General features: G+C 64.5%; 15 protein-coding genes. 5 read left to right on the top strand and 10 right to left on the bottom strand.

The annotated features are described in order from the left end of the window. Window positions 1–253: 253 nt before the first annotated feature. Window positions 254–1,024, bottom strand: coding sequence for a class I SAM-dependent methyltransferase (locus DN771_RS29815; protein ID WP_162942365.1), 771 nt, complete (start codon window positions 1,022–1,024; stop codon window positions 254–256). Between the two features lie 199 nt (window positions 1,025–1,223). On the opposite strand from DN771_RS29815, the gene DN771_RS24215 reads away from it, so the two are divergent. Next, window positions 1,224–3,329 (top strand): sulfatase-like hydrolase/transferase, encoded by a 2,106-nt coding sequence (locus tag DN771_RS24215; RefSeq protein ID WP_162942364.1) that lies wholly within the window; start codon window positions 1,224–1,226, stop codon window positions 3,327–3,329. 127 nt (window positions 3,330–3,456) lie between these two features. Further along, complete coding sequence (locus tag DN771_RS24210; RefSeq protein WP_117000150.1) at window positions 3,457–4,614, top strand: IS30 family transposase; 1,158 nt, start codon at window positions 3,457–3,459, stop codon at window positions 4,612–4,614. Window positions 4,615–4,655: 41 nt separating this feature from the next. On the opposite strand, the gene DN771_RS24205 is transcribed toward DN771_RS24210, so the two are convergent. From DN771_RS24205 to DN771_RS24190, 4 genes are all read right to left on the bottom strand, one after another. Further along, on the bottom strand, window positions 4,656–5,315 hold the full coding sequence (locus DN771_RS24205) for a polysaccharide pyruvyl transferase family protein (protein ID WP_162942363.1): 660 nt from the start codon (window positions 5,313–5,315) through the stop codon (window positions 4,656–4,658). Between the two features lie 335 nt (window positions 5,316–5,650). Next, window positions 5,651–7,537, bottom strand: coding sequence for a glycosyltransferase family 2 protein (locus DN771_RS24200; RefSeq protein ID WP_162942362.1), 1,887 nt, complete (start codon window positions 7,535–7,537; stop codon window positions 5,651–5,653). Beyond that, a complete protein-coding gene (locus tag DN771_RS24195; protein WP_117000147.1) occupies window positions 7,537–8,862 on the bottom strand; it encodes a glycoside hydrolase family 99-like domain-containing protein in 1,326 nt (441 codons plus the stop codon). The genes DN771_RS24200 and DN771_RS24195 overlap by 1 nt, the downstream gene beginning before the upstream one ends. A 21-nt stretch (window positions 8,863–8,883) precedes the next feature. Further along, complete coding sequence (locus tag DN771_RS24190) at window positions 8,884–9,915, bottom strand: class I SAM-dependent methyltransferase (RefSeq protein WP_162942361.1); 1,032 nt, start codon at window positions 9,913–9,915, stop codon at window positions 8,884–8,886. A gap of 101 nt (window positions 9,916–10,016) precedes the next feature. Here DN771_RS24190 and DN771_RS24185 point away from each other — a divergent pair, with 101 nt between their 5' ends. After that, on the top strand, window positions 10,017–11,237 hold the full coding sequence (locus tag DN771_RS24185; RefSeq protein WP_162942360.1) for an ABC transporter ATP-binding protein: 1,221 nt from the start codon (window positions 10,017–10,019) through the stop codon (window positions 11,235–11,237). A 14-nt stretch (window positions 11,238–11,251) separates the two neighbouring features. Here the strand turns inward: DN771_RS24185 and DN771_RS24180 are convergent, their stop codons facing one another. Together DN771_RS24180 and DN771_RS24175 are read right to left on the bottom strand one after the other, a co-directional pair. Further along, window positions 11,252–12,058, bottom strand: a complete 807-nt coding sequence (locus DN771_RS24180; RefSeq protein ID WP_117000144.1) for an ABC transporter permease — start codon at window positions 12,056–12,058, stop codon at window positions 11,252–11,254. Window positions 12,059–12,296: 238 nt separating this feature from the next. Beyond that, window positions 12,297–14,933 (bottom strand): fibronectin type III domain-containing protein, encoded by a 2,637-nt coding sequence (locus DN771_RS24175; protein ID WP_117000143.1) that lies wholly within the window; start codon window positions 14,931–14,933, stop codon window positions 12,297–12,299. 189 nt (window positions 14,934–15,122) lie between these two features. On the opposite strand from DN771_RS24175, the gene DN771_RS24170 reads away from it, so the two are divergent. Next, window positions 15,123–16,802: a VldE C-terminal domain-containing protein gene (locus DN771_RS24170; RefSeq protein WP_162942359.1), complete on the top strand. Its 1,680-nt coding sequence runs from the start codon at window positions 15,123–15,125 to the stop codon at window positions 16,800–16,802. A gap of 84 nt (window positions 16,803–16,886) precedes the next feature. Here the strand turns inward: DN771_RS24170 and DN771_RS24165 are convergent, their stop codons facing one another. Continuing rightward, window positions 16,887–18,599 (bottom strand): glycosyltransferase family 39 protein, encoded by a 1,713-nt coding sequence (locus tag DN771_RS24165; RefSeq protein WP_162942358.1) that lies wholly within the window; start codon window positions 18,597–18,599, stop codon window positions 16,887–16,889. A gap of 820 nt (window positions 18,600–19,419) precedes the next feature. On the opposite strand from DN771_RS24165, the gene DN771_RS24150 reads away from it, so the two are divergent. Beyond that, the gene (locus DN771_RS24150; RefSeq protein WP_117000138.1) at window positions 19,420–20,592 is read left to right on the top strand and encodes a methyltransferase domain-containing protein; all 1,173 of its coding nucleotides are present in this window, start codon (window positions 19,420–19,422) and stop codon (window positions 20,590–20,592) included. Between the two features lie 16 nt (window positions 20,593–20,608). Here the strand turns inward: DN771_RS24150 and DN771_RS24145 are convergent, their stop codons facing one another. Together DN771_RS24145 and DN771_RS24140 are read right to left on the bottom strand one after the other, a co-directional pair. Beyond that, on the bottom strand, window positions 20,609–21,610 hold the full coding sequence (locus DN771_RS24145) for a class I SAM-dependent methyltransferase (protein WP_205528746.1): 1,002 nt from the start codon (window positions 21,608–21,610) through the stop codon (window positions 20,609–20,611). A 5-nt stretch (window positions 21,611–21,615) separates the two neighbouring features. Beyond that, window positions 21,616–23,598: a glycosyltransferase gene (locus tag DN771_RS24140; protein WP_162942356.1), complete on the bottom strand. Its 1,983-nt coding sequence runs from the start codon at window positions 23,596–23,598 to the stop codon at window positions 21,616–21,618. Between the last annotated feature and the right edge of the window lie 12 nt (window positions 23,599–23,610).

Below are 23,610 nucleotides of genomic sequence, written 5' to 3'. Positions count from 1 at the left end.
CTGCGGCCTCGCTCGGACCGACGAAGCGACGTCGTCGTTGCCGCAGGGCCATGCTCGACGGGGCGATGCCTGGGTCGTCGGCGCGACGGAACGGTCGCACCGCTGCGAGACCGAGGTCGACGTGCTCGGGATCGATCCCGCCGGGCCGACGCCCGCCCCGTCAGAGCCGAAGTCGTGAAGATGAGCAGGTTCGTCTGCAGACAGCATGGGGCAGTAGGCCCCGGAGTGCTGTAGCGCCGCGCATGGTCTCGGTTCAGAGCACCGGTTCGAACGGACGACCCTGGGAAAACACCTGCTCATCGAGCTTGAATCGTCCATCATGGTCTCCGCGAACGACGATGGCGCAGAAGCTATCGATGATCACTCTTTCGACGAAGGGCCTGAGCCTGCTTCCCGACAGGATCACAGCTTCGAGGACGAGATTTGAGAGACCGCGGCGCCCAGCGAAATAGCTACTCGACTCGTTCGTGAGCAGCGTGTGCGAGTGGGACCACTGCCAGTCCTCGATGACGTACCAGCCACCCGGCCGCAGTCGAGGGAACAAGGTCTCGAACATGATCCGGGACGGCTCGTAGAGATGGGAAGCATCGTCGATGATGAGATCGATCGGCTCCGGTCCGAATCTGCGCGTCGTCGCCGCTGTGAGGGCTGCTGCGTCGGCTTGGTCAAGCCCGTATTCGACGGACAGGCCGTCGCGGACGTCGCTGCGCTGCGCGAACCGTTCTAGCGCGGGCACGCTTCGGTCGTAGAGGTCGAACGCAAGATGGTTGGACGGGCCCAGCGCAAGGTTCCAGTACACCACGCTTCCGCCCTGCCAGATGCCCGCTTCGACCAGATTGCGAATACCCAGGTCGCAGAACGATCGTGTCGAACGGCGCACGTAATCTGCATCCTTGATGAGCAGAAATTGATCGTCGGTCGACGACACCGCTCGGTACACCTCGCTGTCGTCAGTAATCAACACCCGCTCCTCACCGATCTCGACGAGGGAGTCGGTGATCCAGTTGGCATCGTGTCGCCCCATCGAACGCACGCTAATAGCGCCCAGTACGCGGGGGGCGTCGGCTACAGGGCACCGCAGACCGGGACAATGATTCACGTAGTGAGCCCATCGGGCCGACGGAAAGGTCGGAATCGCGTCGCGTTGCCGGATCTCGTGCCCCTCCCCTCGGGTCGGCCGGGTTCCCGGGCGCTCCAGAAGGCGTGTGCCAGGATGACAGCGCGTGAACGAAACCGCAGACGGGCCGACAGCTACGAGAACTAGATCGCGACGCAGGTTCGTCGGCCACGCCGCCGGCATCGTTGGACTCTGTGGGGTCGCAATCGCGCAACCCGTGTTCACGCTGCTCGGGGAGGAGCCGACGTACTTCGTTGTGCATGGCATCGAAGGACGACGCCTGCTCTGGTTCGCCATCGTGCTCATCGTCGCTCCACCCCTTGCCCTCATCCTGCTCCTGATGGCAGTGCGGGTCGTCTCGACGAAAGGAGAGGTGTGGACCATGACAGTGCTAGTCGGCATCCTCACCGCCTTGACGATCGTTCCGGCGATCGACCGCGAGTTCGGCCTCCCGGTCGGGATCTATGTCGCCCTCACTGTGGCAATCGGAGTCGGTGTGGCCCTTGCCTACACACAGTTGGAGGCGGTCCGTCGTCTGGTCCTGTACTTCTCGCCAGCACCCATCCTCTTTCTCGCGCTGTTCCTCATCTCCAGTCCCTCGAGCGCGTTGCTCCGCACTCAGGGCGGGGCGGACATGCTTCCAACTTGGGACTCATCGACGCCGGTCACAATCGTGGTCTTCGATGAGTTTGCGCTTGGCGTCCTGCTCGGACCGGATGGCGACCTCGACACTGAGCACTTCCCGAACTTCGGACGATTGGCCGAGATGTCGACATGGTACCCAAACGCCACGACGGCGGCGTTTCGCACCGATCTCGCAGTCCCCTCGATCTTGAGCGGTCGGATCCGGCCCGCCGGCACGGCCCCGACCGTGACCGAGTATCCGCGTTCGCTCTTCTCCATGCTTGGTGCGTCGTACGATGTACGCGCCGACGAGGTCGTCACGCGGCTCTGCCCGGACACGGTCTGCGCCACCGGCGTCGCCAACGAGCAGTCGATCGTCCAGGACACGGCCATTGCCTATCTCCACGGCATGCTGCCCGACGGGCTCGCCGACGCCTGGCTGCCGCCGCTGGGCGCACGCTGGGGCGGATTCGCCGACCAGGGCGGACACACCGCCGCCAGCGACGTCGACGAAAGTAGATCGATCGAGACGGAGGTGGAGTCGGGGTGCACAAACGTCGTGTGCCAGGTGGGCTGGGACCGGCAGCGGTTCGAGAGTTTCCTTGCTGCCTTCGACGAGTCGACCGACCGACCGCAATTGCTCTATCACCACGCGCTTCTTCCACATGTGCCGTACCGATACTTTCCGAACGGAGTGAGCTATGAGCCGATCTCCGTGACTCGGGGCCTCGATCCAATGTGGATAGATGATTCCGATTTCATGGATGTGATGCGCCAGCGCTACTTCCTTCAGTCGATGTACGTCGACTCGATGGTAGGTAGCTTCCTCGACCGGCTCGAGGCGACCTCGATGCTCGACGACGCCTTGGTGGTCGTGCTCGCCGATCACGGTGTGTCTCTCGACCCTGCGACGGCTCTGCGGGGTCCGGAGGAGGGTGAGGACGAGACCCGCAGTGGAGTCCATCCGATCCCGATGTTCGTGAAGCTCCCCGGACAGCAGGATGGGGTCATCGACGAGCGGCAAGCGCAGAACATCGACGTGCTTCCGACGGTCGCCGACGTACTCGATCTGGACCTGCCATCGGATTGGGTCTTCGACGGACAATCGCTCCTCGAGGAAGATCGAGAAGGGCCTCGTCGATGGTTGAACGGCGAGACGACGTCCGACCCGGACCCGATTGCCTTCGGCATCCGCCTACGGTCAGGCCTACGCGAACTACCGGGCAGGGCCGACTTCATCGGCGTCGGCCCATACGGCGACCTGATCGGACGCTCACTTGACGAGTTCGAAGTCAGCACAGAGACGAAAGGCACCTTGCGCTTGGACCTCCCGTCAGCGTACGACGACATCGATCCGAGCGTGCTCCTGCCGGCGCTCCTGACGGGGTCAACTGAGGATCTGACAGACGACGACTGGCTTGCTATCACTATCGATGGCACGATTGCTGGTGTCGGCCCCGTGTACCGTGGCGAGACCCTGGACGTGCTCCTCGATCCCCAAACCCTGACGGCCGGCCACCACGACGTCCGAGCTTTCGCCGTCGACAGCCAAGGATCGTTGCTGATCGAGGTGTCGCTGCTCCGCTGACGCACAGAGGCGCAAGTCGCTCAGCGCAATCCCTGACGAATAGAGCACACGTCACACTCAATATGGCCAAGGTCACCGGCTTGGCCTCAACCGGTGGTCGCGACATCACAGCCTTGGAGGTGTTGTGATGGGAGCTATTGGGCGTCCGAGGATTCCTCGGTCGAGGGTTGCTGTGGCGTTGTCGGCGGTCGCTCGTGGGGTCCCGCGGCCGGAGGCGGCAGCGATGGCGGGGATCTCGAGAAACACGTTGCAGCGTCGTATCAACGAGGAAGCTGTTGTCGTGTTGAGACAACGCACAGCACGTCCGAACGCGCTCACGCTCGCTGAGCGTGAGGAGATTCGCGTTGGCATCGAGCGTCACGAGACCGACGCGCAGATGGCCCGCCGACTCGGCCGACATCGCGGAACAATCGGCCGCGAGATCGCGGCTGGTGGTGGCCGTGAGCACTACCGGGCCTATGTCGCTCAGGACCAGGCCGACGCACGGGCTGAGCGGCCCAAGCCGTCGTGGATCGAGGATCGGCCGTGGCTGTGGGACGAAGTCGTCACCTTGCTGCGCACGAAGAAGTGGTCGCCCGAACAGATCGCCAAACGGCTCCGCAAGGAGCATCCCGATGAGCCACAGTGGTGGGTGTCGCACGAATCGATCTACCGGGCGATCTTCGTTCAGGCCAAAGGCGAACTGCGTAAGGAACTCGCTGCGTGCCTGCGCACAGGCCGTGAACGCCGTCGGCCCCGCGGCCGGATCGAGAGCAGATCGAAGATCGTCGGGATGGTCAACATCTCTGAGCGTCCCGCCGAGGCCGACGACCGGGCAGTGCCCGGACACTGGGAAGGCGACCTCATCATCGGCGCCAACGGTGCCAGCGCTGTGGCCACCCTGGCCGAACGCACCACCCGCATGGGTCTGCTGATCAAGCTCGACAGCAAGCACGCCGACCACGTCGCCGCCCGCATCGCCGAACACATCCGTCAACTGCCCGCCCAACTCTCCCGATCGTTGACCTGGGACCAAGGCACCGAGATGGCCGCGCATGCCAAGTTCACGATCGACACCGGCGTCCAGGTGTACTTCGCCGACCCCCACAGCCCGTGGCAGCGCGGCACGAACGAGAACTTCAACGGCCTCGCCCGCCAGTTCCTTCCCAAGAGCAGCGACCTGTCGGTCTACAGCCAAGCCGACCTCGACGAGATCGCAGCGCTGCTCAACGGCCGCCCACGCAAGACCCTCGCGTGGGATACTCCAGCAGAACGGTTCAACCACTTTGTCGCGACCGCCGCTTGAATCCGCCCGGGCTATATGACCTCAATACCCGGCCGAAACGCTCACGAACGCGCCCCGACTGTATGTCGGCCGTGGGCGATACCGCTCCCCAGACGACTGAGCACGTCATCCAGAGCCGGGTCGGCGTACGCGCGGAACAGTTCGGTGAGATCGACGGTTCGGTCACCGAGCTCCGGCAGTAAGCGGGCGGCATCGGTGACATCGCGAGCGAAGCCCACGCTCGGGACATTCACAAGCCAGGTCTCGTAGAACGAGCGAATCTTGTGATAGTCGACGGGAAGCAGGATGGCCTTCTTTCCGAGCAGCAGAGCAACCAATCCGCCGTGCAACCGATCACTGATGACGAACTCCACGGGGGCGAGCGCACTCACGAGCTCGGGAATCGTCGACTCGAGTGTCAAATCGGCCAAGCGCGACGGAGATGCGCCGGGCACCGTCGTCGGATCGATGGTGAGGCCGATCGACTCAGCGTCCTGACGCACAATCAGGAACGTGCCCTGACCGTCCGGATACTTCGGCATCGCAGCGTCCAGCGCGAACGCGGCATCGGGAACAAGCACAGATCGGGCGCCCCATCTCGATAGCTCCTGCCACGACGTGGCATCGCGACTCCAGACTGTCACTTGAGGGTGAGCCAATGCCGCCTCGGGAGCGAAGAACGTATTCGGAAACACTAGACAATGACTGTCAGCAGACAACATCGATATGACGGCAGCACGGATCTGCGAATTATTTATATATCGTCCGATGTTGCCCCCGCCTGGAAAGCAGATCAACCCACTAAACCCGCCGACAGCCTCGTGAATGTAGCCTACATCCCCCGCTAGAGCGGCGGCTTCGATACTCCCGTCCGAGATCCAATATTGCAGCCCGCGCTCCTCGAGATACCAGACACATCCATGACTCAGAACAAGGTCACCCGTATTTCCTCCGCGCGGCCGGACGAAGTACGCGTCGACGTCCCGAGGCGGCAGCAGTCCACGGCTCCAGAGCGTTCGCTCCGGGTCCGGCGGAAACAGTGTCGAAGTAGGCGCTGTCATGTGTGCTCTCTCGTAGTGAGCGCACCGGTGTTGCGACCTGACCTGGTTTCCTCGAGTGCGTCGAGCCGCGACAGGACCGCCGCCTCGCTCATTCTGCTCGTCTCCAGCGATTGGGTGATGGCGACCAGTCGTTCGAGGATCTCGCCCACGCGGTACTCGAGAATGGCCAGCCGTTGACGATCTGCATCGTTCACCTGGGCTTGCTCCTCCGATAGAGAACTCTCAACCTCTGCCTCGGCACGTAGGACACGCGCCATTCTCACCAGGCGCGCCAGTTCTGGTGCCCTTCCGTGTACCACGAGAGTGTTCGCCAACGGAGACCCGGCTCGCACCAGCAGAAGCTCGGGACGACCGGCGGGGAGGTCGACGCCGACGAACGTCGGGCTGAAGGAGTCGCGGGTCTGTGCTCCGAGCGACGCGGTCGAGTCAACGATCACCACCGAGCGGTTCGAGAGGCGCGGTGCCCACGAGGACCACCAAGCGCCAACGTCGTCGAGCGGCGCCCCTGCACCGAGCCTCAATATTTCCACCGAGCCGTCGGCGAACTCGTCCGCCGTATCCTCAACCCCGCCGGAAACGAATTCGAGATTGGTCACGTAGCGCGAAATGTCAGATCGATCGACCGTTTCTCCGGTCGTGCTCGAGCCCTCGATCGAGAAAACACGGCAAGGGATAGCACAACGCTCAGCGGTCAACGCGGCTGCAACCGCGAGCGTCTGATCGCCACCGGCGATATCGACGACGACCCGGGGCTGCAATGCAACGACAAGCGCTCGCATGACCTCGCTGCCAGGCCGAGGTTCTCCCAGTACTCCATCGCCTGAGTCATCCAGCACCGCTTCCACCAATGCCGCCCAGGACCCGTCGTCGAGGCCGCTAAAGCCGGACTGCCGCTCGCCGATATCGTCAGGGTCGAGGTTAGGCAACGGAAGCTCCGCCACATCGGACGGAAAGCCGACGACCTGGTTGCCCGCCGGGTCGAGAAGTAGTGTCGGCATCGCCTCGTCATCTGGCTCGGTGCGAAAGATCTGGAAGAACGAGTCGTCTAACGATTCGACGTACGGGGTCTGCACGTAGTCGAAAGCGAACGCAAGTTCCTCCCGCTGACCGCTTGTCGGAGGCGACGTCATTGGATAGTCGAGGCCCGCTAGTTCGAAATCGAATCCGCCCATGCCTTGCGCTTCCAGACCGAGGTACAGGTTCGCCCAGTGCCGGCCTTGGTTGCGGCGAAACATCGACGCGTTCTCGATCATCAGCCGCCCGCCGAGATGGATCTTCACCGCGAAGCGGTAGCGACTCTGCACCGGGATGTGGATCAGTCCCAGGGTCGCGAGATCCTCCTGCTGCATCTGGATGCCCGGCGCCACGACGTCGTGGTAGCCCTGCTGGATCATCGCCGTCGGGCTGCGCTCCAGGAGTCGCCTGGAAGCAACGATCTTCTTGACCTCGGATCGTGTGGGGCGCGTCCAGAACCGTCCTGCGAAGATGTCGCCGCCATCCAGGCTCATGGGCACGGCGTTGCGCCAGGTGGTCGAGAGCAGATCGGTCTCGCTCGACACTGCCGCGAGGCGTTCATCGAGGGCGGCACGATGGGGAAACGGCAGAAACTCGTCACAGTCGAGGAAGAAGAACCACTCCGCTTCGGTCGACTCCGCCAGATGGCGCCAGAAGTGGTTCGCGAGCTCTGCCTGTGGGTATCGAGCCGACTGCAGCCTATAGATCTCCCACCCTCGCCGAGCGCGCGAACGCACCAGCTCGCCTGAGCCATCGGTCGACGAATGGTCGATGATCACGCAGTGATCAAAGAACTCCTGGAGCTGGTCGAGATACGGACCGAGGATTGGCTTCTCGTTCCGCAGCATGGTCACTGCGGCGAGTTCCATCACCCAATCTCGACCTGCGACGGTCGGTGGCTGAGCAGTCGCTTCAGCTGAGCCGACAGCTGCTCCACGCGGGCACGCTCCTCTCTGAGCTCCTTGCTGAGGTTCTCGCAACGACGGTCCACTTCCCGCCGGACGACTTCGTCGAATGACGTCAGGCGTCGCCGGGCACGGACGTACCGATCGTAGACGTCGAGGTACAACTCTTCGTAACGGCCCTGCGCCGCCTCCGCGAGAGGATGCGGCGGGTCGCCATCATCGGGAGCATCGGACGGCTCCGCTCCGAGGACAACTCGCGCTGTGGCCCGGAGGTTTGCGTCGCCCCACATCTGATCAGGCTCGAGATGAGCCCCCTCGGCCCACTCGTTCCATGCGTTGATGAAGACCACGCCCCCCCGCTCCGGGGCACGTTCGTACACAGCTCGCAGCCAGCGTTCGTAGCGATCCGGAGAACTCCCGAGCATGACGAGGGCACCCTGTGAGCGCCGTCGTGGTGTGTTGTCCCAGCTTGGCATCACGCATTCGTGTCTCGTCCAGGGCGGCTGGACGTGGTCGATGAATCTGTTGACCACGTCTTCGTAGTTCATGTAGAGGTGGTTCGGCTGCCATCCCGGCGGTGTGGGGGCGAACGGCACCCATTCGCTGACCCCGTGGGGCAGGAACTGGGCAGCGGCGTCGAACCCGTAGGTCTGCGGCGGATCGAAGTTCCCGTGCGTGTCGAATTTGACGAGATAAGGGTCGGCGACTCCGCGCGCCCTGGCGGCATTCCGCAGCTGCTCGACGAAGTCTGACATCTCCTCGAGGACCTGAGGTCGGTAGACGGCGAACAAGGGCCGCCCGTCGACGTGGATGTAGCGCGGGTCAGCAAATGTCTCTGCCAGCCATTCCACATGGGCAGCGCGTTCTTCCGCGTCGTAGCGCTGCTCCATGAGTATTGACTTCTGCCCTGCATCCCACGCTCGGGTCCAGTTCTCGTTCGCCCAGCAAAGACAGAACGGAAGATCCGGTCGGCCGCTGACTCGAATCTCATCGACGGTCCGGTCGATGAGACGGTGACCGCCAAACCAGTAGTGGTAATACATGAAACCATCGATGCCATGACGCCGAGCGAGGGCAGCTTGCCGCTCGCGGACCTCTGGTACTCGCAGGTCGTAGAAGCCGAGGGCGCCGGGCAGATGCGGTTGGTAGTGCGTCGGTCCTAGTGGCTGCGCTGAGGCAACCTTGGTCCACTCGGTGAACCCCTCCCCCCACCACGCGTCATTCTCGGGCACCGGGTGCATCTGGGGCAGGAAGAAGGCGATGACCTGGATCGGTCGCTCCGTGCTCATACTACTTGCTCGCTTTCGCAGCTATCGGGAGCCCCGCAGCACTCCATAGAGAGCACGGAAAGGTCGCACTATTCGCATCGTTCGAGAATTTAGCAACGCTGCGACATGGATTTCCTGGCGCCGCGCCTGCTCTGACCACGCAGCCACCGACTCCTCTGCTGCCGCGAGCTGCTGGCGGAGCATCGCGTTCTCTCCGATCAGCGCCGGAAGTTGTTCGGACGACTCGTGACGGATCGACTCGATCTCTGCCGACGTCTCGTGACGGATCGACTCGATCTCCGCCTGGGCTCGCAAGCAGTCGCTGTGATAGCGGCGAGCACGTTCCTCGGCGGCGAGAACTCGTCGGGCAAGTCGCGCTACCTCGACGTTTCCGTCATGAGGAACCGCTCGGCAGACGAACTGGTAGGTCTCCGCATCGCGATTCTGAAGCACCGCCTCAACGACTTCATCGGACACCTCCGACCGGTCGAGCGCCAGTTCTGTTGCGAAGACCGGGTACGTCACCCTCTCAAGATCAACCATGACGAAGCCTGCGTCGTCGATCATCTTCTCGAGTGACGTTCGCGTGAAGAAGTGAATGTGGGTCGCGTCGAGCAGGCCCCAGTTGCGGTAGGTGAACTGGCCCTTCAGCAACGACAACGTCACATCGGCGTGAGCAATATTAGGGACAGAGACCACTATGTAGCCACCGGGCGCGAGAACCTCGCGGCAAGCCCGAAGTGTTCCAAGCGGATCACGCAGGTGTTCGAGCACGTCGCCAGCGAGAACCACGTCGAACCGTCGCTCGCCAGCGACCTTCGAGATCGTCGCTGGATCGTCGAGATCGCCGACCACGCACTCGGCGACATCGTCCAGCGCCGCTGCCGCCGCTGGGTCGACCTCGATACCGACAACCTGACAGCCTCGATCGACGAGTGCCCGCGTCACGTGGCCAGCGGCGGGGCCGAGCTCGAGAACAAACTTGTTGTGTTCGACGAACCGCAGCGCGCGACCGTGAGCGTCATCACCTTGCTCGTCGACAGCTGACCAATAGCGGTTGTCGTCTCCACGCACCCGCGAGAGCGTAGCGTTGGAGCCGCCACGTCCCGTTGCAACCGCTCGCACATCAAGATTGCGTTGGATTGCCATCACGTAGGGGCAAGACTGTGGACCGCATGTCCACAGCTGCCGTCACGGTCGACCACGTGTCGAAGAGTTTCCGGCTCTACCACGAGCGCAACCAATACCTAAAGGCTGCCGTGCTGCGCGGGCGGCGCGCCCGCTACGAGGAGTTCTGGGCGCTGAAGGACGTGTCGTTCGAGGTCCCGACCGGCGCCACGTTCGGCATCATCGGCTCCAACGGGTCGGGCAAGAGCACGATGCTCAAGTGCCTCGCCGGCATTCTCTTCCCCGAGCGCGGCTCGGTCAAGGTCAACGGCCGCCTGTCGGCGCTGCTCGAACTGGGTGCCGGGTTCCACCCCGAACTGACGGGCCGCGAGAACGTCTTCCTCAACGGCGCGATCCTCGGCCTTAGCCGCAAGGAGATCCAGCGACGGCTCGACCAGATCGTCGAGTTCGCCGGCCTGGTCGATTTCATCGACACCCCGGTGAAGAACTACTCGTCGGGCATGACGGTCCGTCTCGGCTTCGCCATCGCTGCCAACGTCGACCCCGAAGTGCTGCTGATCGACGAGGTGCTGGCTGTCGGCGACGCGTCCTTCCAGCGCAAGTGCGCCGAGAAGATCGAGGAGTTCCGCTCGAGCGGTCGCACGATCGTCCTCGTCAGCCACGCCACCGGACAGGTCGAGCAACTCTGCGAGCACGCTCTGTGGCTCGAGCGGGGCGATGTTCGCATGCAGGGCCCGTCGATCGAGGTGGTCGCCGCCTACAACGGAGCGAGCTTCGAAGCGCAGCCATCCGACGATCCGGCGGAGCTTGGCCAACGGTGGGGCACGCAGGAGGCCCAAGTGACCTCCGTCGAACTGCTCGACGCCGCAGGCGCCCCGACGAAGCTCTTCGACACGCTCGGGCCGATGCACGTGCGCGTCAACGTCGTGGCTCACCAGCCGATCCGAGATCCCATCGTCGGTCTCCGCATCGACACGTTGCAGGGCGTCCCCCTCTGGGCGACGAACACCCGCCACCAGCGACACACGATCAGCGTGCTCGACGGGTCAGGAGCAATCGACGTCCGGATCCCGTCGCTCGCCCTGATGGAAGGCACCTACTGCCTCACCGTGGCGCTCACCGACCACAGCGAGTCCCACGAGTACGACCACTGGGATCGGCGCATCCGATTCGACGTACGCCAGACCGACATCTACGACAGCGGCGTGGTGTACATGCCGGCGTCGGTCACCTCCGACATCGCCAAGAAGAGCGTGGCCTCGGCGTAGCCGGGCCCGCTCGCTCAGAGTTCTTCGGCGAAGCGGCGCGAGAGTCGGCTGAAGACGGCCCAGCCGATCGCCAACGACACCGCGGCGATGGCGGCGAGTGTCAGCGTCGACCACAGGCCCGGGGCCCGGCCATCGTACATCGTGCGGCGGAACCCTTCGATGAACCGGGCAAAGGGATTGAGGCGGAGGATCTCGCGAGCCGTTTCACTGAGCCGGTCGTCGAGAAGGGAGTCGGGATACACGATCGGCGTGGCGTAGAACCAGATCTGCGTCACGATGGTCCAGAGGTAGGCGGTGTCCCGGAAGTACACGTTCACCGAGGCGAGGAGCAGTGCGATCCCCGCTGCGAAGGCGCCGAGGAGCAGCATCATCAGGATCGTGAACGGCAGCATCGGCAGCAATGGGCTGCCGAAGATCAGCAGCACCACGGCGAGCAGTGCCATCTCGATACCGAACTGCACCAGGCCATGGAGCACTTGGGCGAACACGAGCGATTCCCGGGGGAACGCCACCTTGCGAACGAGCGCGGCATTCCCGATCAACGATCCCATCCCGCCGCCGGTGACCATCAAGAAGAAGTTCCACGGCAGCAGTCCACACAGCACGTACAGCGCGAAGTTCTGGACATCGCTGGGGTTTCCGACCGGCGCCTGTGCACCGAAGAGCGTGCCGAACACATACCCGTAGATGGCAACGGTGGCGAGCGGATTGATCAGCGACCACGACCACCCGAGAAGGGACCGTCGGTACTTGGTGCGCAGCTCGCGGAGCGTGAGGTTCCAGAGCAGCTCGCGAGACGCGACGACTTGTGTGAGGGACATCGCCCGACTCGACCTCAGCTAGGCCCGAAGCCGGAGTCGGCAGGGTCACGACGGGCGACGGCAAACATGCGGTCATGAGGATAGGGGCGCCGGTGGGACACACGGCGGCATGGGTGGAACGACCGTCCCGCGTTCGTCACACGCGCCGCCTCGCAGTCTGGTCGGTCGGCTGGTGTCGGTGAGCGGTATTTCGGACTCTCATCCCCACGTCGCCGCGATGGCTGCCTGAATTGACGGATCAGGTGCCGTCGACGGAGATGGGAGGCGGAGTGCTGGCAGGGGCCACCGTCGTCGTGGCAACGGCGATGGACGACGCCGCCGTTGTGGCCGCGACACTCGTCGTCGTCGACGACGACGTCGACACCGTCGTGGTTGGGGACGAAAGCTCCGGGGGCGGGGACTCCTCGCCCGGGACGCTCGCTGTGGGTTCGTCGAAGCTCGGCTCCGGCGGGGTCGATTCCACTGGAGCTTCTGTTCTCCGCACCAAGCCGACGTCCAGTTGATCGTCGAAGCCCTCGATCCGGATCCGCACCGTGGTCTCAAGACTGTCGCTGCGGACGTCTGCCGGCGACGCGTCCGAGTCCACGGCGTCGTCACCCCCCGCATCACCGATCGTCACGTCGTACCCGGTGGGGATCACCACTTCGATCCAGAACTCACCATCGTCGACCAGCAGCTGGTAGGCGCCGCGCTCGTCGGTCACGGCACTCCCGACGATCGCCCCCTCCGAGTCGACCAGACGAATCATCACATTCCCCACGCCGGGCTCGTCAGCCCCCTGCCTGCCGTCGCCGTCGATGTCCGCCCACACGAGGTCACCGACCGTGGTCCGCGCTTCCGGCGCCGTCTCCTGCGCGACCGGGTCGCCTGGAGTGGACTCCGCTGTAACCGACAGCTGTGGCGTGGGCTCCTCCGGCTCGAGCGCCGCGGTGTGTGCGGCGGAGCCCGACACGGCTGGCACGGCTGGGGTCGTCACGCCCCACCCCGCGCTGTTCCTCGCCGCGAGCCTGAAGTGATACTGCTCGCCGGGGGTCAGGCCATCCACGACGACTGTCCGGTCGGTCGCGGTCCCGGCATACCCGCCGCGCCATGTGACCCCGCCATCGGACGACCACTGGTAGCCGTAGTCGACGATCGGAGCGCCACCCGTGTGCGCTGGAGCCGTCCAGGACAACCGAACCTGACCAGTGCCCGCCGAGGATGCCGAGAGCGAAGGAGCCGACGGCCTCGTGACCGCCGGAACGGCGGCAACGATGTTGCTGATGGTCCCCCATCCGACGCTGTTTCTACCGGCAAGTTTGAATCGGTACGTCTGCCCGGCGGTCAGCCCGCCGATGATCGCCGACCGTTCTGTCGCAGACCCCGCGTAGCCGCCGCGCCACGTTCGACCACCGTCGGACGACCATTGATAGCCGTAGTACTGGATCGCCGGCCCACCGGTGTGCGCCGGCGTCGTCCACGAGAGCTGGACCTGGTTGGGACCGACTGCTCTGACCGCGAGGGTGGGAGCTGATGGCGGCATGGGGCGCGGCGTCGCGGCGACCACCGGGCTGATCGCTCCCCAACCAGCGCTGTTGATCGCCGCCACACGGAACTGCTGCGATTGTCCGTCGGCGAGGCCGCTGATGACGACGGATCTGGCCGTGGGAGGACCGGCATACCCACCTCGCCAGGTCCTTCCTCCGTCGCTCGATCGCTGAAAGCCGTAGTAGAGGATCGGGGCACCGCCGGGGGCGGACGGCGCGGACCAGTTCAGCTGAACCTGGCCAGATCCAACGACGGTCGCGGAGACGCGCGGCGCCGACGGCGGCATCACACGAGGCACGACCGTGACGATGTCGCTGAGCTCCCCCCATCCAGCGCCGTTTCGGGCGGCAACCCTGAAGTGGTACGTGAGTCCGTTCGTCAGCCCACTGATCACGGCGTCTCGCGCCGTCGACCCGCCGGCATGCCCGCCGCGCCACGTTCGGCCACCGTCGCTCGATCGCTGAAAGCCGTAGTCGCCGATCGGCGTGAACCCCGGAAACGAGGGCACCGTCCAGGACAGCCGGATCTGGCCGCTGCTGATCGGAGTCGCCGTGACGTTGAGTGGCGTGGATGGTCGACTGATCTCGTCGAAGTGGGCCGCGGCCTGGTCGACGATGTACTGAGCGAACGCCCACGCTCCGGCGCCTGAGAGGTGGACGCCGTCGGCAAGGACCCAGTCACTCCGGTTGGCGCTGTAGGTCGCCCAGTCCGCGATGCGTAAGCGACCGCCGTACTGGGTTTCCTTGGCGAGGAGGATGCGGTTGTTGTCACGAAACGTCGAGCGATTCGACGAATAGGTCGGCCCGACGTACGTGACATCTGCCGTGCGCATCGTCAACCACACGACGGTCCGGATTCCTTGAGCGGCCGCCTCCGCCATCACCGCGTCGACGGCGCTCGAGAACGTCGAGCCGGAGTCGTCGTAGCCGGTGCCGATGAACACGATGTCGCCGAGCTGGCCGCGGAGCCGCTGCATCGCCTGCACGGTGTTGTCCGGGGCAAAGCCCTCTCGCCCCCGACACGATTGCCCGATCGTTCGGCGACATGACTCCGCGTCGTAGGTGTAGTTGAACCGCCGCAACGGAGACCACGTGCCGCCCCAGCGAACCGCCGCCATCACCGAGTCGCCGATCATTCCCACCCGCGGCGCCCCGGCGGCTCCACTGTACGTGACGGTCGCTGCCGCGACCGGCCTCGACTCGAACGCGACGATGTCGACCACGGTGAGCGCCATGATCGACGCAGTGAGTCCGACGAGCAGGCGTCGGACCGCGGAGCGCTGCCGCCCACATCGTGTGCGGCGACGGTCGGAGATCGCCGCGCATGCGACGGAGCGATCGGCAATCATCCCGTTGGACCGTAACAGGCACCGGATCAGTCCGGCTCGAGCGCGAGCTCTGGAACGCGCGGGCCAGGCGCTCAGCGTTGACACTCAGCTGTCGAGAGCCACCACGAGGGCGTCCTCGCGTCGTCACCCAACCGTGCCCCCCGGGGGCCGTTGAGCAGCTCGTCGCTGCCGCCGCTACGGTGCCGAGGCGTGTCGGTCCGGAAGCTTCTCCTCATTCCGCTCGCTGTTCTTGCCGCGTCGGTCGTCGTGCCAACGGCCGCCTCGGCGGATTCGGTCCACGCGCCTGGACCCGACGAGAATGCCGACCGAGCAACGCCACAAAGTGCGCCGCCCGACTCACGCCCCGCCCGAACGCCAACATCTCAGGTGACAGCGGCCGACGCGAGCATCACCGTATTGGCGGCACAGGCTGTGCCGTACCGACCGTTCATCGACGACTTCAAGTACGACGAACTCGTGCTCGAGGGCCGAGCGGCAGATGTCTGTGCCGGACGACTCCTGACCGGGTCGGGCTGGGCGTTCAATGAGATCGTCAGCCGCTTTGGCGGCACTGCCGGGACGATGTACTACTGCCGCGAACGCTGGGACACAGCCAACAATCCGAACTGCAACGGCCAGATCATCGATCCGGCAACGAACCCCAACTTCACGACCGACTGCTGGAGCAATCATGCGCGGGGTCGAGCTATCGACATCATGGTCGGCAGCTCAGGTGGCAGCTACAACTTCACGAGAGGGCGGAACATCGTCAACTGGCTGCTCGCGCCGGATGCGAACGGCAGCGTGAACGCCAATGCCCGGCGGCTCGGGATCCAGCAGATCCTCTTTTCCGACCGTTGCTGGAACAGCGACGGAGACCGTGGCATCGCGAGCTGGTCAGCAATGCGCGAATGTGGAATCGGACACTTCGATCATGTCCACCTGGACCTCACGATCAACGGCGCCAACGGCAACGTGTCCTATTGGGGCGCGCAGCCCGAGGTCAACGGCAAGCTCGACACACAGGTCTTCTGGGACCAGAACAGCGCCTGGCGCCAAGCGATCTCGTGGTTCAACCTTCGCTCGTACAGCGAGGAGGGCCTTGCCGTGCCGGCCCAGTACGACCGAATTGTCGTCGGCGATCTCGACCGCGACGGACTTCAGGACGAGAGCTTCCTTTGGGACACCGAGAGTGGACAGTGGGCACTTCAAAACTGGACGAACGGCGACTCGTTGACCGCCCGTATCGGACAGTGGTCGAATGTGTACGACGAGATCGTTGTCGGCGACTTCGACGCCGACGGCTTCGTGAACGACATGCTGTTCTGGGACCGGGGCACGACACAGTACTCCGTCTTGTCGTGGTCGAACTATTCACCGGCTCTTCGAGGAGCCGGATCGTTTCCGTCGGCCTGGGATGGGTTGTATCCAGCCGACCTCGATGGCAACGGCCAGTTCAATGACCTACTTCTCTTCGACATACAGACGGGAAAATGGGCCGCGTACAGCTGGGCCGGATTCAAAGCAAGTCAGCGCCGCGTTGACTTCCTACCACGGGGGGGCGAGCGCCTCGTGTTCGGCGACTGGAGCGCTGGTGGAGACTCGGATGAGATGCTCTACTGGGATGTCGATACCGGACAATGGGTGTTGTACGCGTGGGCTAGCTTTCGGCCAAGTTATCAGCGCCTCGGCTCATGGCCGGTATCCATCGACATCGCCGAGCCCGGCGACTACGACTCCGACGGGCGCGTGGACGACTTGTTCCTGTACGACATCGGAACCGGGAGTTGGTCGCTCCACTCGTTCCACCGCAACGTTCCAACTCAACGAGCATCCGGCAGATGGTCCAGCGGATACGACGTGATCTCGGTCGGCATGTTCATGGACTGACGATTTCATGGGATGAAGCTCCTGAGCGTCGGCCCCGGCTGACGGCATCAATCCCTGCGGCGAGCTCTCGCCGAGCGCCAATACTCAGCATCCCTGTGGGTCCGAGAATCGCACCACTTCGAACGCCGGTCGCCCGTTCTCCTCGTACCAGCGTTCGCCCTCGATCACCGTCGTACGCGACTGCCGTGCGATCTCGAGGTAGTCGAGAGAGGAAGGAAACGCGCTGACGACGAGGACCGCCCCAACACCGCACGCATGCCCGCGAACAGCGGCCGAGATGTCGCCGCGCGCATCATGGACGGTGGCGTGATCACCCCCGAGGAACTCGAGTGGCATCAGGTACCCCCAGTCCGGCGTGAGCACTGAGACTTCACTGCCGCCATCATCGAGCCTCACGCCGAGCGCGGTGATGGCGTCCGAGTAGAGGCCGACCCCACCGGTATCGCGAAGATCGCGGCGTAGATGAGTCTGCGCGACGACGCTCGACAACGCGATAGCACCTGCCGTGACCCCGACCGTCACAAGTGCACCACGCCCAGCCTTGCTCAACGCGCCGGATACGAGGTCGCCGGCTCTCATCGCTCGCTGGCGAACGACTCGACCGAGCACGGCGCACGAGGTTGCCAACGCGGCACCCCAGAATGGAACGACCACCGAAAAGTGGTGCCCCTGGAGCCGGTCACCAAATGCGATCGCCCCGAGCACGAACGACGCGATGAGCCCGATCATCGCGTACAGGAGGCGACGCGCGCCGTCTCGACGATCGAGCAGCGAAGCCGCGCAAGTGCCGACCACCAGAAGGCCAACCCCAACCATGAATCGAAGCGTGCCGGCCGTCGTCTCGGCGGAACGCACGGTCATCCGCGACACCCATCCGCCGTTGATCGACCACTTGAGTGAGCGGTACGTGGACATCACCCTGGCGACCAGGCCACCATCGTGCGCTCCTACCTGCAGCTCGTCGGACATGTTGCGCAGGTATTCGACCGCCTCGCCGACTCCCCCGAGTTCGATACCGATCAACGTCACCCCGGCAAAGAACGGCACGTACCCAACCACGCCGCCGAGACCAAACCACACGATGTCTCGGAGTCTGGCCATGCGTCCTCGGGCGTCATACGACCACCAGATGAGGAGAACGATCGCCGGGACGAACAGGAACATGATGAAGTAGGAGAAGCCGGCGAGGCCCACGAGCGCTCCAGCAACGACGATTCGCCGGACAGACGGCGGCGGGCGAACGTCCAGACGGAGCACGACCAGCGCGCCGACGATGAGACTCACGGGGAAGATGCAGCTGTACGCCTGCGTCCGCATCGCCAACACGAACCCAGGGTCAAGCGCGACGAGCAGTCCGGCAAGGCCCCCTGCTACAAGTCCTGCGCGACCTCGCACGCCGCTCGAGACGAACCGGACCAAGAGGGCGATGATCACGGCGCCAATCGAGAATTGCACGAACCGAAACGCGGCGAGATCTATTCCAAATATGAGAAAGAATGGAAGAGCATAGTACAACTGCGTACTGCCGTGATAGACGGACCCCGTGAAGACTGGAAATCTATCAAACAGTGCATTTCCCGGAAGGACCCACCGCGCAGAGCCACTTCCGTTCAGGATCCAATGAGCCAAGTACTCCGGATTGATCGCATCCATATACAAGCCAGGTACGCCCCAGTCCAGAACGAAACCAACGGCAAGAACGGCGATTGGTAGGCCGTACATCACGACCTTCCACCGGCGAGCCCGCGCCGCGCATCTCGGCGAGACGGATGCGAAGATGCCCTCGCGGGTCAGCACGACGGTACCGAGACCGCGGTCGAGGCGATGATGTCGCCTCCGGCGTCCACCAGGAAGAACTCGAGACCGGCGGTGGCCCATGGGCCCGTCATCGCTTGACCAACCGAGGCCGACGTCTCCGCGAACACCGTGCCATCGGCATCCCCCACACGAACGGTCACCGGCACACGAGCCGACGCGTCCAACCGCCACGCGACGACAACCTCCAACCCTTCGCGGTCACAGGCGTCAGCGGTGGGGCTGACCACCAATGACGGGGCACCACCACCAGCGAGATCGCTGCTCGACAAGGGCGACACGCGCACGTCGATCGATGGATTTCCGCCGCACGACGCGAGGACAGCGAGTCCGAGACCGGCGCACCACGGCCGTGCAGCGGAGCCGCGCAGCGGTCTCCACAACGACATCCGGTTCACGCTTCGCGAGCCGAGATGGGCAAGGACCATGGCTGCGGCCAGATGATTCCGTGCTCGTAGACCGGGGCGTCGTGGATCACGATGTCATCGAATCGACATGTTCGCAGATCGTCAACCCAGGTGTTGGAGTAGTTCATCGCCTCGGCGAGTCGCTCCGCGACTCCGTTCCGGTCACGCATACCGATTCCTGCCAGGGCCCGCGGCAGGTGCCGAGGAAGCGAGCCGCAAGTGCTGCATTCGATTATCAGACTGCCCGGTTGGGACGCGTCAATCATTGTCATGTTCGGCGCCGACAGCGTGAGGATCTCGGGCCCGGCTACGTTAACCGGAAGCTGCAGGGCTTGCGGTGACCGCGGCAGAGGAGTGCCCGTCAGTAGCATGGGCACGACCCCGGAGGACGCCTAGTGAGCACGCGCTACGACGCGGAGATCGATCCAACTCGATCCAACAATACCCACGCCAGCCTGGTTCGCCTGGCCGGAGAGAATGGTCGAGTGCTCGAGCTCGGGGCCTCCTCGGGGTACATGACGGCTGTGCTGAAGCGGCGGGGCAATGCCGTCACCGCCGTCGAGTGCGACGAGAACGCGGCCGCCGAGCTCAAGCAGATCGCCGACGTCACCATCGTCGGCGACCTCAACGATCCCGAGGTCCTCGCCGACGTCAAGGGGCCGTTCGATGTCGTGCTCGCCGGGGATGTCCTCGAGCATCTCAACGATCCAGCCCGCCTTCTCCTCGAGGCCGTCGCCAAGCTAGCTCCGGGCGGCGCCGTCGTGTTGTCCGTGCCCAACGTGGCCCACATCGACCTGCGGCTCGCGCTTCTGCAGGGTCGATTCGACTACCAGCCAACCGGATTGCTGGATGCCACGCACGTGCGCTTCTTCACCTATGAATCGCTGTTGACACTCCTCGCCGGCGCCGGGCTGCTCGTCACCGACATCGAACGAATCACCGTCAAAGCCTTCGAGAGCGAGATCACGGTCGATCGCGACGAGTTCACCCAGGAGGTGATCGACACCGCCATGGCAGTTCCCGAAGCCGAGACCTACCAGTTCGTGGTTCGGGCCGTGTGCGATATCGGGGACGCAGATGTCCGCCGAGACTCCGAACGAATCTTGTCGACCGCCCGCAATCGCGCAACCGCTGCGCAGGCCGTCCGGGCGTCGGGCCCGGTGGGCGAGCCCCTCTCCGAGCAACTCTCAACCGCGCGCCGCTACCTCACCGTGGCGGAGAGGGACCGAGACGCCGCACGAGAGGCGCTCGAGCGGGCGAATGAAGATGCGGACGCCATTCGGGCGGACGCAATCGCACTCCGGCAACGCGCGACCGACGCCGAACATGAGCTGGCCGTCACGCGCCAGGAGCTCGTCGCGGCGTGCATCGGTGAGGCCCGGGCACGCGCCGAGCTACAGCGCATCGCCGAGTCCGCACCATCGGACCAGGCGTTACTCGCCGAGATCCTCGAATCTCGAGCGTTTCGCGCTGTGAGTAGGTACCGGCGTGTCGTCAATACCGTGCTTCCGCCTGGTTCTCGCCGCCGGGCGATTCTCAGGCCAGTGGCCAGGGTGGTCCGGCCGTAGCGAAACGAGCGGCCGCTCAGGCCGTTTCGAACCAGATACTGCCGCCAGGGTTCCGCCCCCACAAAGGCAGAGCACCGGTCACGGCCTCGCGATGATGCCCGGCGAGGTACGAGTTGAACCAATTGATCCGCACATGATCGTTCTGGATGAAGAACGCATGGAGGAGGTAGTTCTCGTTCCACGCGCGACCGTCCAACACCCACTCCTTCGGGTACTCGAACGGGAAGAAGATGTCATGCACGTGAACGTGAACCCCCGACCCGAGAGCCGGCAGGATTTCGAGAACGAGCTGATTGACGTCGCTCCCGACCCGGCTCACGTGCGTCGAGTCGATGAAGAGAATGTCACCGGGCCCGAGTTGATCGAAGAGCGTCGGGTCGGCGTCGCGCAACGGCCTGGCCACGATCTCGGCCCGCGTCGAATCGCCCGCTTGAAGCAGCGCGTCGAGCCGGTCCGGATACGGCTCGATGAAGGTCATGCGGGTGTTGCCGCCGAGGAACTGCTCATCGACATCGAGGGCCAGAGCAGACGACCAACCCGAGCCGACCTCGAGAATCCGGCTAGGCGTCAGTGTCCGAAGCATGGAGTAGTAGGCGATGCCGTCGCCGTAGCTGAAGAACGGATTGTCGAATTGGTATCGAAGTCCGTCGGCAGAGCCGGTCTCCGGGTAGGGCAAATCCGAGTAGAGCGCCGCGAAGCGCTCGAGCAGGCCGAGTTGCCGCTCGGGAGCTAGGTCGATACCGGGGAGGCGGCGGTCCGGGCCAAACAACGCAGCGTCCCGTCCGACAAGGTCGTCAAGGTCGGGGATCGGCGAGTAGAAGTGGCCCGCCGGGAACGCCATCCTCACGTTGCCGGTCGGTGCCCCGCCGACACGTTTGACCACATCCTCGAGCTCGATGGCTCGTGCCTTCACTTGCTCGAGCTCGAGCGCGAGCTGGTTGCGCTGGGATCGTAGACGGCCGATTGGCGGGACCAAGGCCACGGCATTGCGGCCTGCGGCGGCCAAACGCTGTTGCATGGAGTTCATTCTGCCCCGCCGCGTATCGTCTCACGCGAGAGTGCCGGCTCGAAACGTCGCGGCCGCCGCGGCTCGACCGCCAGCGTCTCTTCGAGCACGCGGCGAGCCGCCTTGGACGAGAACTTGCGCTCGAGCGTCGCTTGACCCCGTCCCGCCATGGCCATCCATACGTCATCGTCGGTGAGCAATGTGACCACGTGCTCGGCGATCTCGGTCGCGGTGTCCCCACACAGGACGTCGACCCCGTACTCGAAGCCCATCGCCTCGAACGCGACGGATGTGCCGACAACCGGCACCGCGTGTTCGATTGCCTCGGCCACCTTTCCCTTCACGCCCGCCCCGTAGCGCAGCGGAGCGAGCACCACCCGTGCGTTCCGGTACCACGGCGCCAAGTCCGGGGCCCACCCCACGGGATCGACCCCTGGACCGGCCAGCGCCTCCAACTCCTCGGGCAGGTAGGACCCGAGGAGGTGCAGGGTGGCCTCGGGCAGCCGGCTCCGCACCAGCGGCATGATCTCGGTCGCTGCCCATCGAGCGGCGTCGACATTCGGCGGATGCAGGTAGCCACCCACGAAGATCACGTCGCGCCGCCCTTCCATGACCGGCGCGTCGACGATCGGCGAATGAATGTTGGACACGACCCTGACATCAGCCGTGGGCATCACGTCGGCCAGCCAAGTGCGTTCCGTTTCCGACACGACGAACGTCACATCGGCGGCCTCGATCGCCGCCCGTTCCCTCACCCACATCAACTGCGCCTGATCAAGAAGCTCCGCGCTGCGTTCGACATCCGCCTGCCGACTCATCCGGAGAGCGTGAAGGTCGACCGTGTCGTACACCAACGTCGCTTGCGGTGCGTACCGACCCACCGACTCGAGGTAGTTCCACGCCATCGGTGGGCGGCACAGGATCACCGCCTTGAGCCCCGCGCCCGCCTGCTCGAGGAACTGCTGTTGTTCGTGCCGACTTTCCAGCACGGTCACACCCATCTGCTCGAGCTGGGTGCGATAGGGCTCGATCGCCACGAACTCTCCGACGGCGAGATACACCGCGTGACCGAGATCGAGAAGCTCTTCGAGGATCGCCCACATGCGACGAGAGCCCGAGTCCCGGTCGGGTGTCGGCACGACTGGCTCAACGACCAAGATCATGCCGGCCGGCGCTCGATTGCTTCCATCCCAGACGTCGACGCTCGAACGGTGCAGCCGATGGGTGCCGAGGACGTCGCGCCACTTGTTGGCAAAGACGACGCGATTCACCTTCTGGAAGCGCTTCAGACCACCCTCTCCCTCGGCTCCGTTCGATGCACCCTCGAGATGGGTGACGACTGACAGCGGCTGGAGCACGACCCGGTAGCCCGCGTCTCGCACAGCGAAACAGAGATCGGTGTCTTCGTAGTACGCCGGGGAGTACCTGGAATCGAACCCGCCGAGGTCCTCGAACAACGGGCGGCGGACGGCAAGTGCCGCTCCGGAGCAATAGTCGACGTCCCGGCGGGCGCGAGTGGGACCGAAGCCCATCGGCTCACCGCGACCGAAGTTCCAACCGGATCCATCGGCGAAGATGATCCCGCCTGATTCTTGCACGGTCCCGTCGGGGCCGACGAGGAGCGATCCGACCGCTCCGACCGTTGGATCATCCAACACGTCGACGATCCGGTCCAGCCAGCCCTCGTGAACCTCGGTGTCGTTGTTCAGGAAGAACAAGACGTCGCCTCGGGCCACGGCCGCACCGGTGTTGCAGGCCCCGACGAACCCAAGATTGGTCGGCGTCCTCACGGACCGCACGTCGGTGAGTTCGGCCAGTCGAAGGGGAGTCTCGTCACGCGACTGATCGTCGACGACGATCACCTCCCGCGGCGTGACGTCACCTGCAGCAGAGATCGATCGGAGGCACCGCTCCGTCAGGTGCCACTTGCCGTGAACAGGAATCACCACCGACACGAGGGGGCGCTCCACAACCGCTGTTCGGAGGTTGTCGGATGTCACTGCTGAAAGCAC

Source organism: Desertimonas flava (assembly GCF_003426815.1).
Lineage (GTDB): Bacteria > Actinomycetota > Acidimicrobiia > Acidimicrobiales > Ilumatobacteraceae > Desertimonas > Desertimonas flava.
This window is presented reverse-complemented; position numbering and strand designations above follow the sequence as displayed.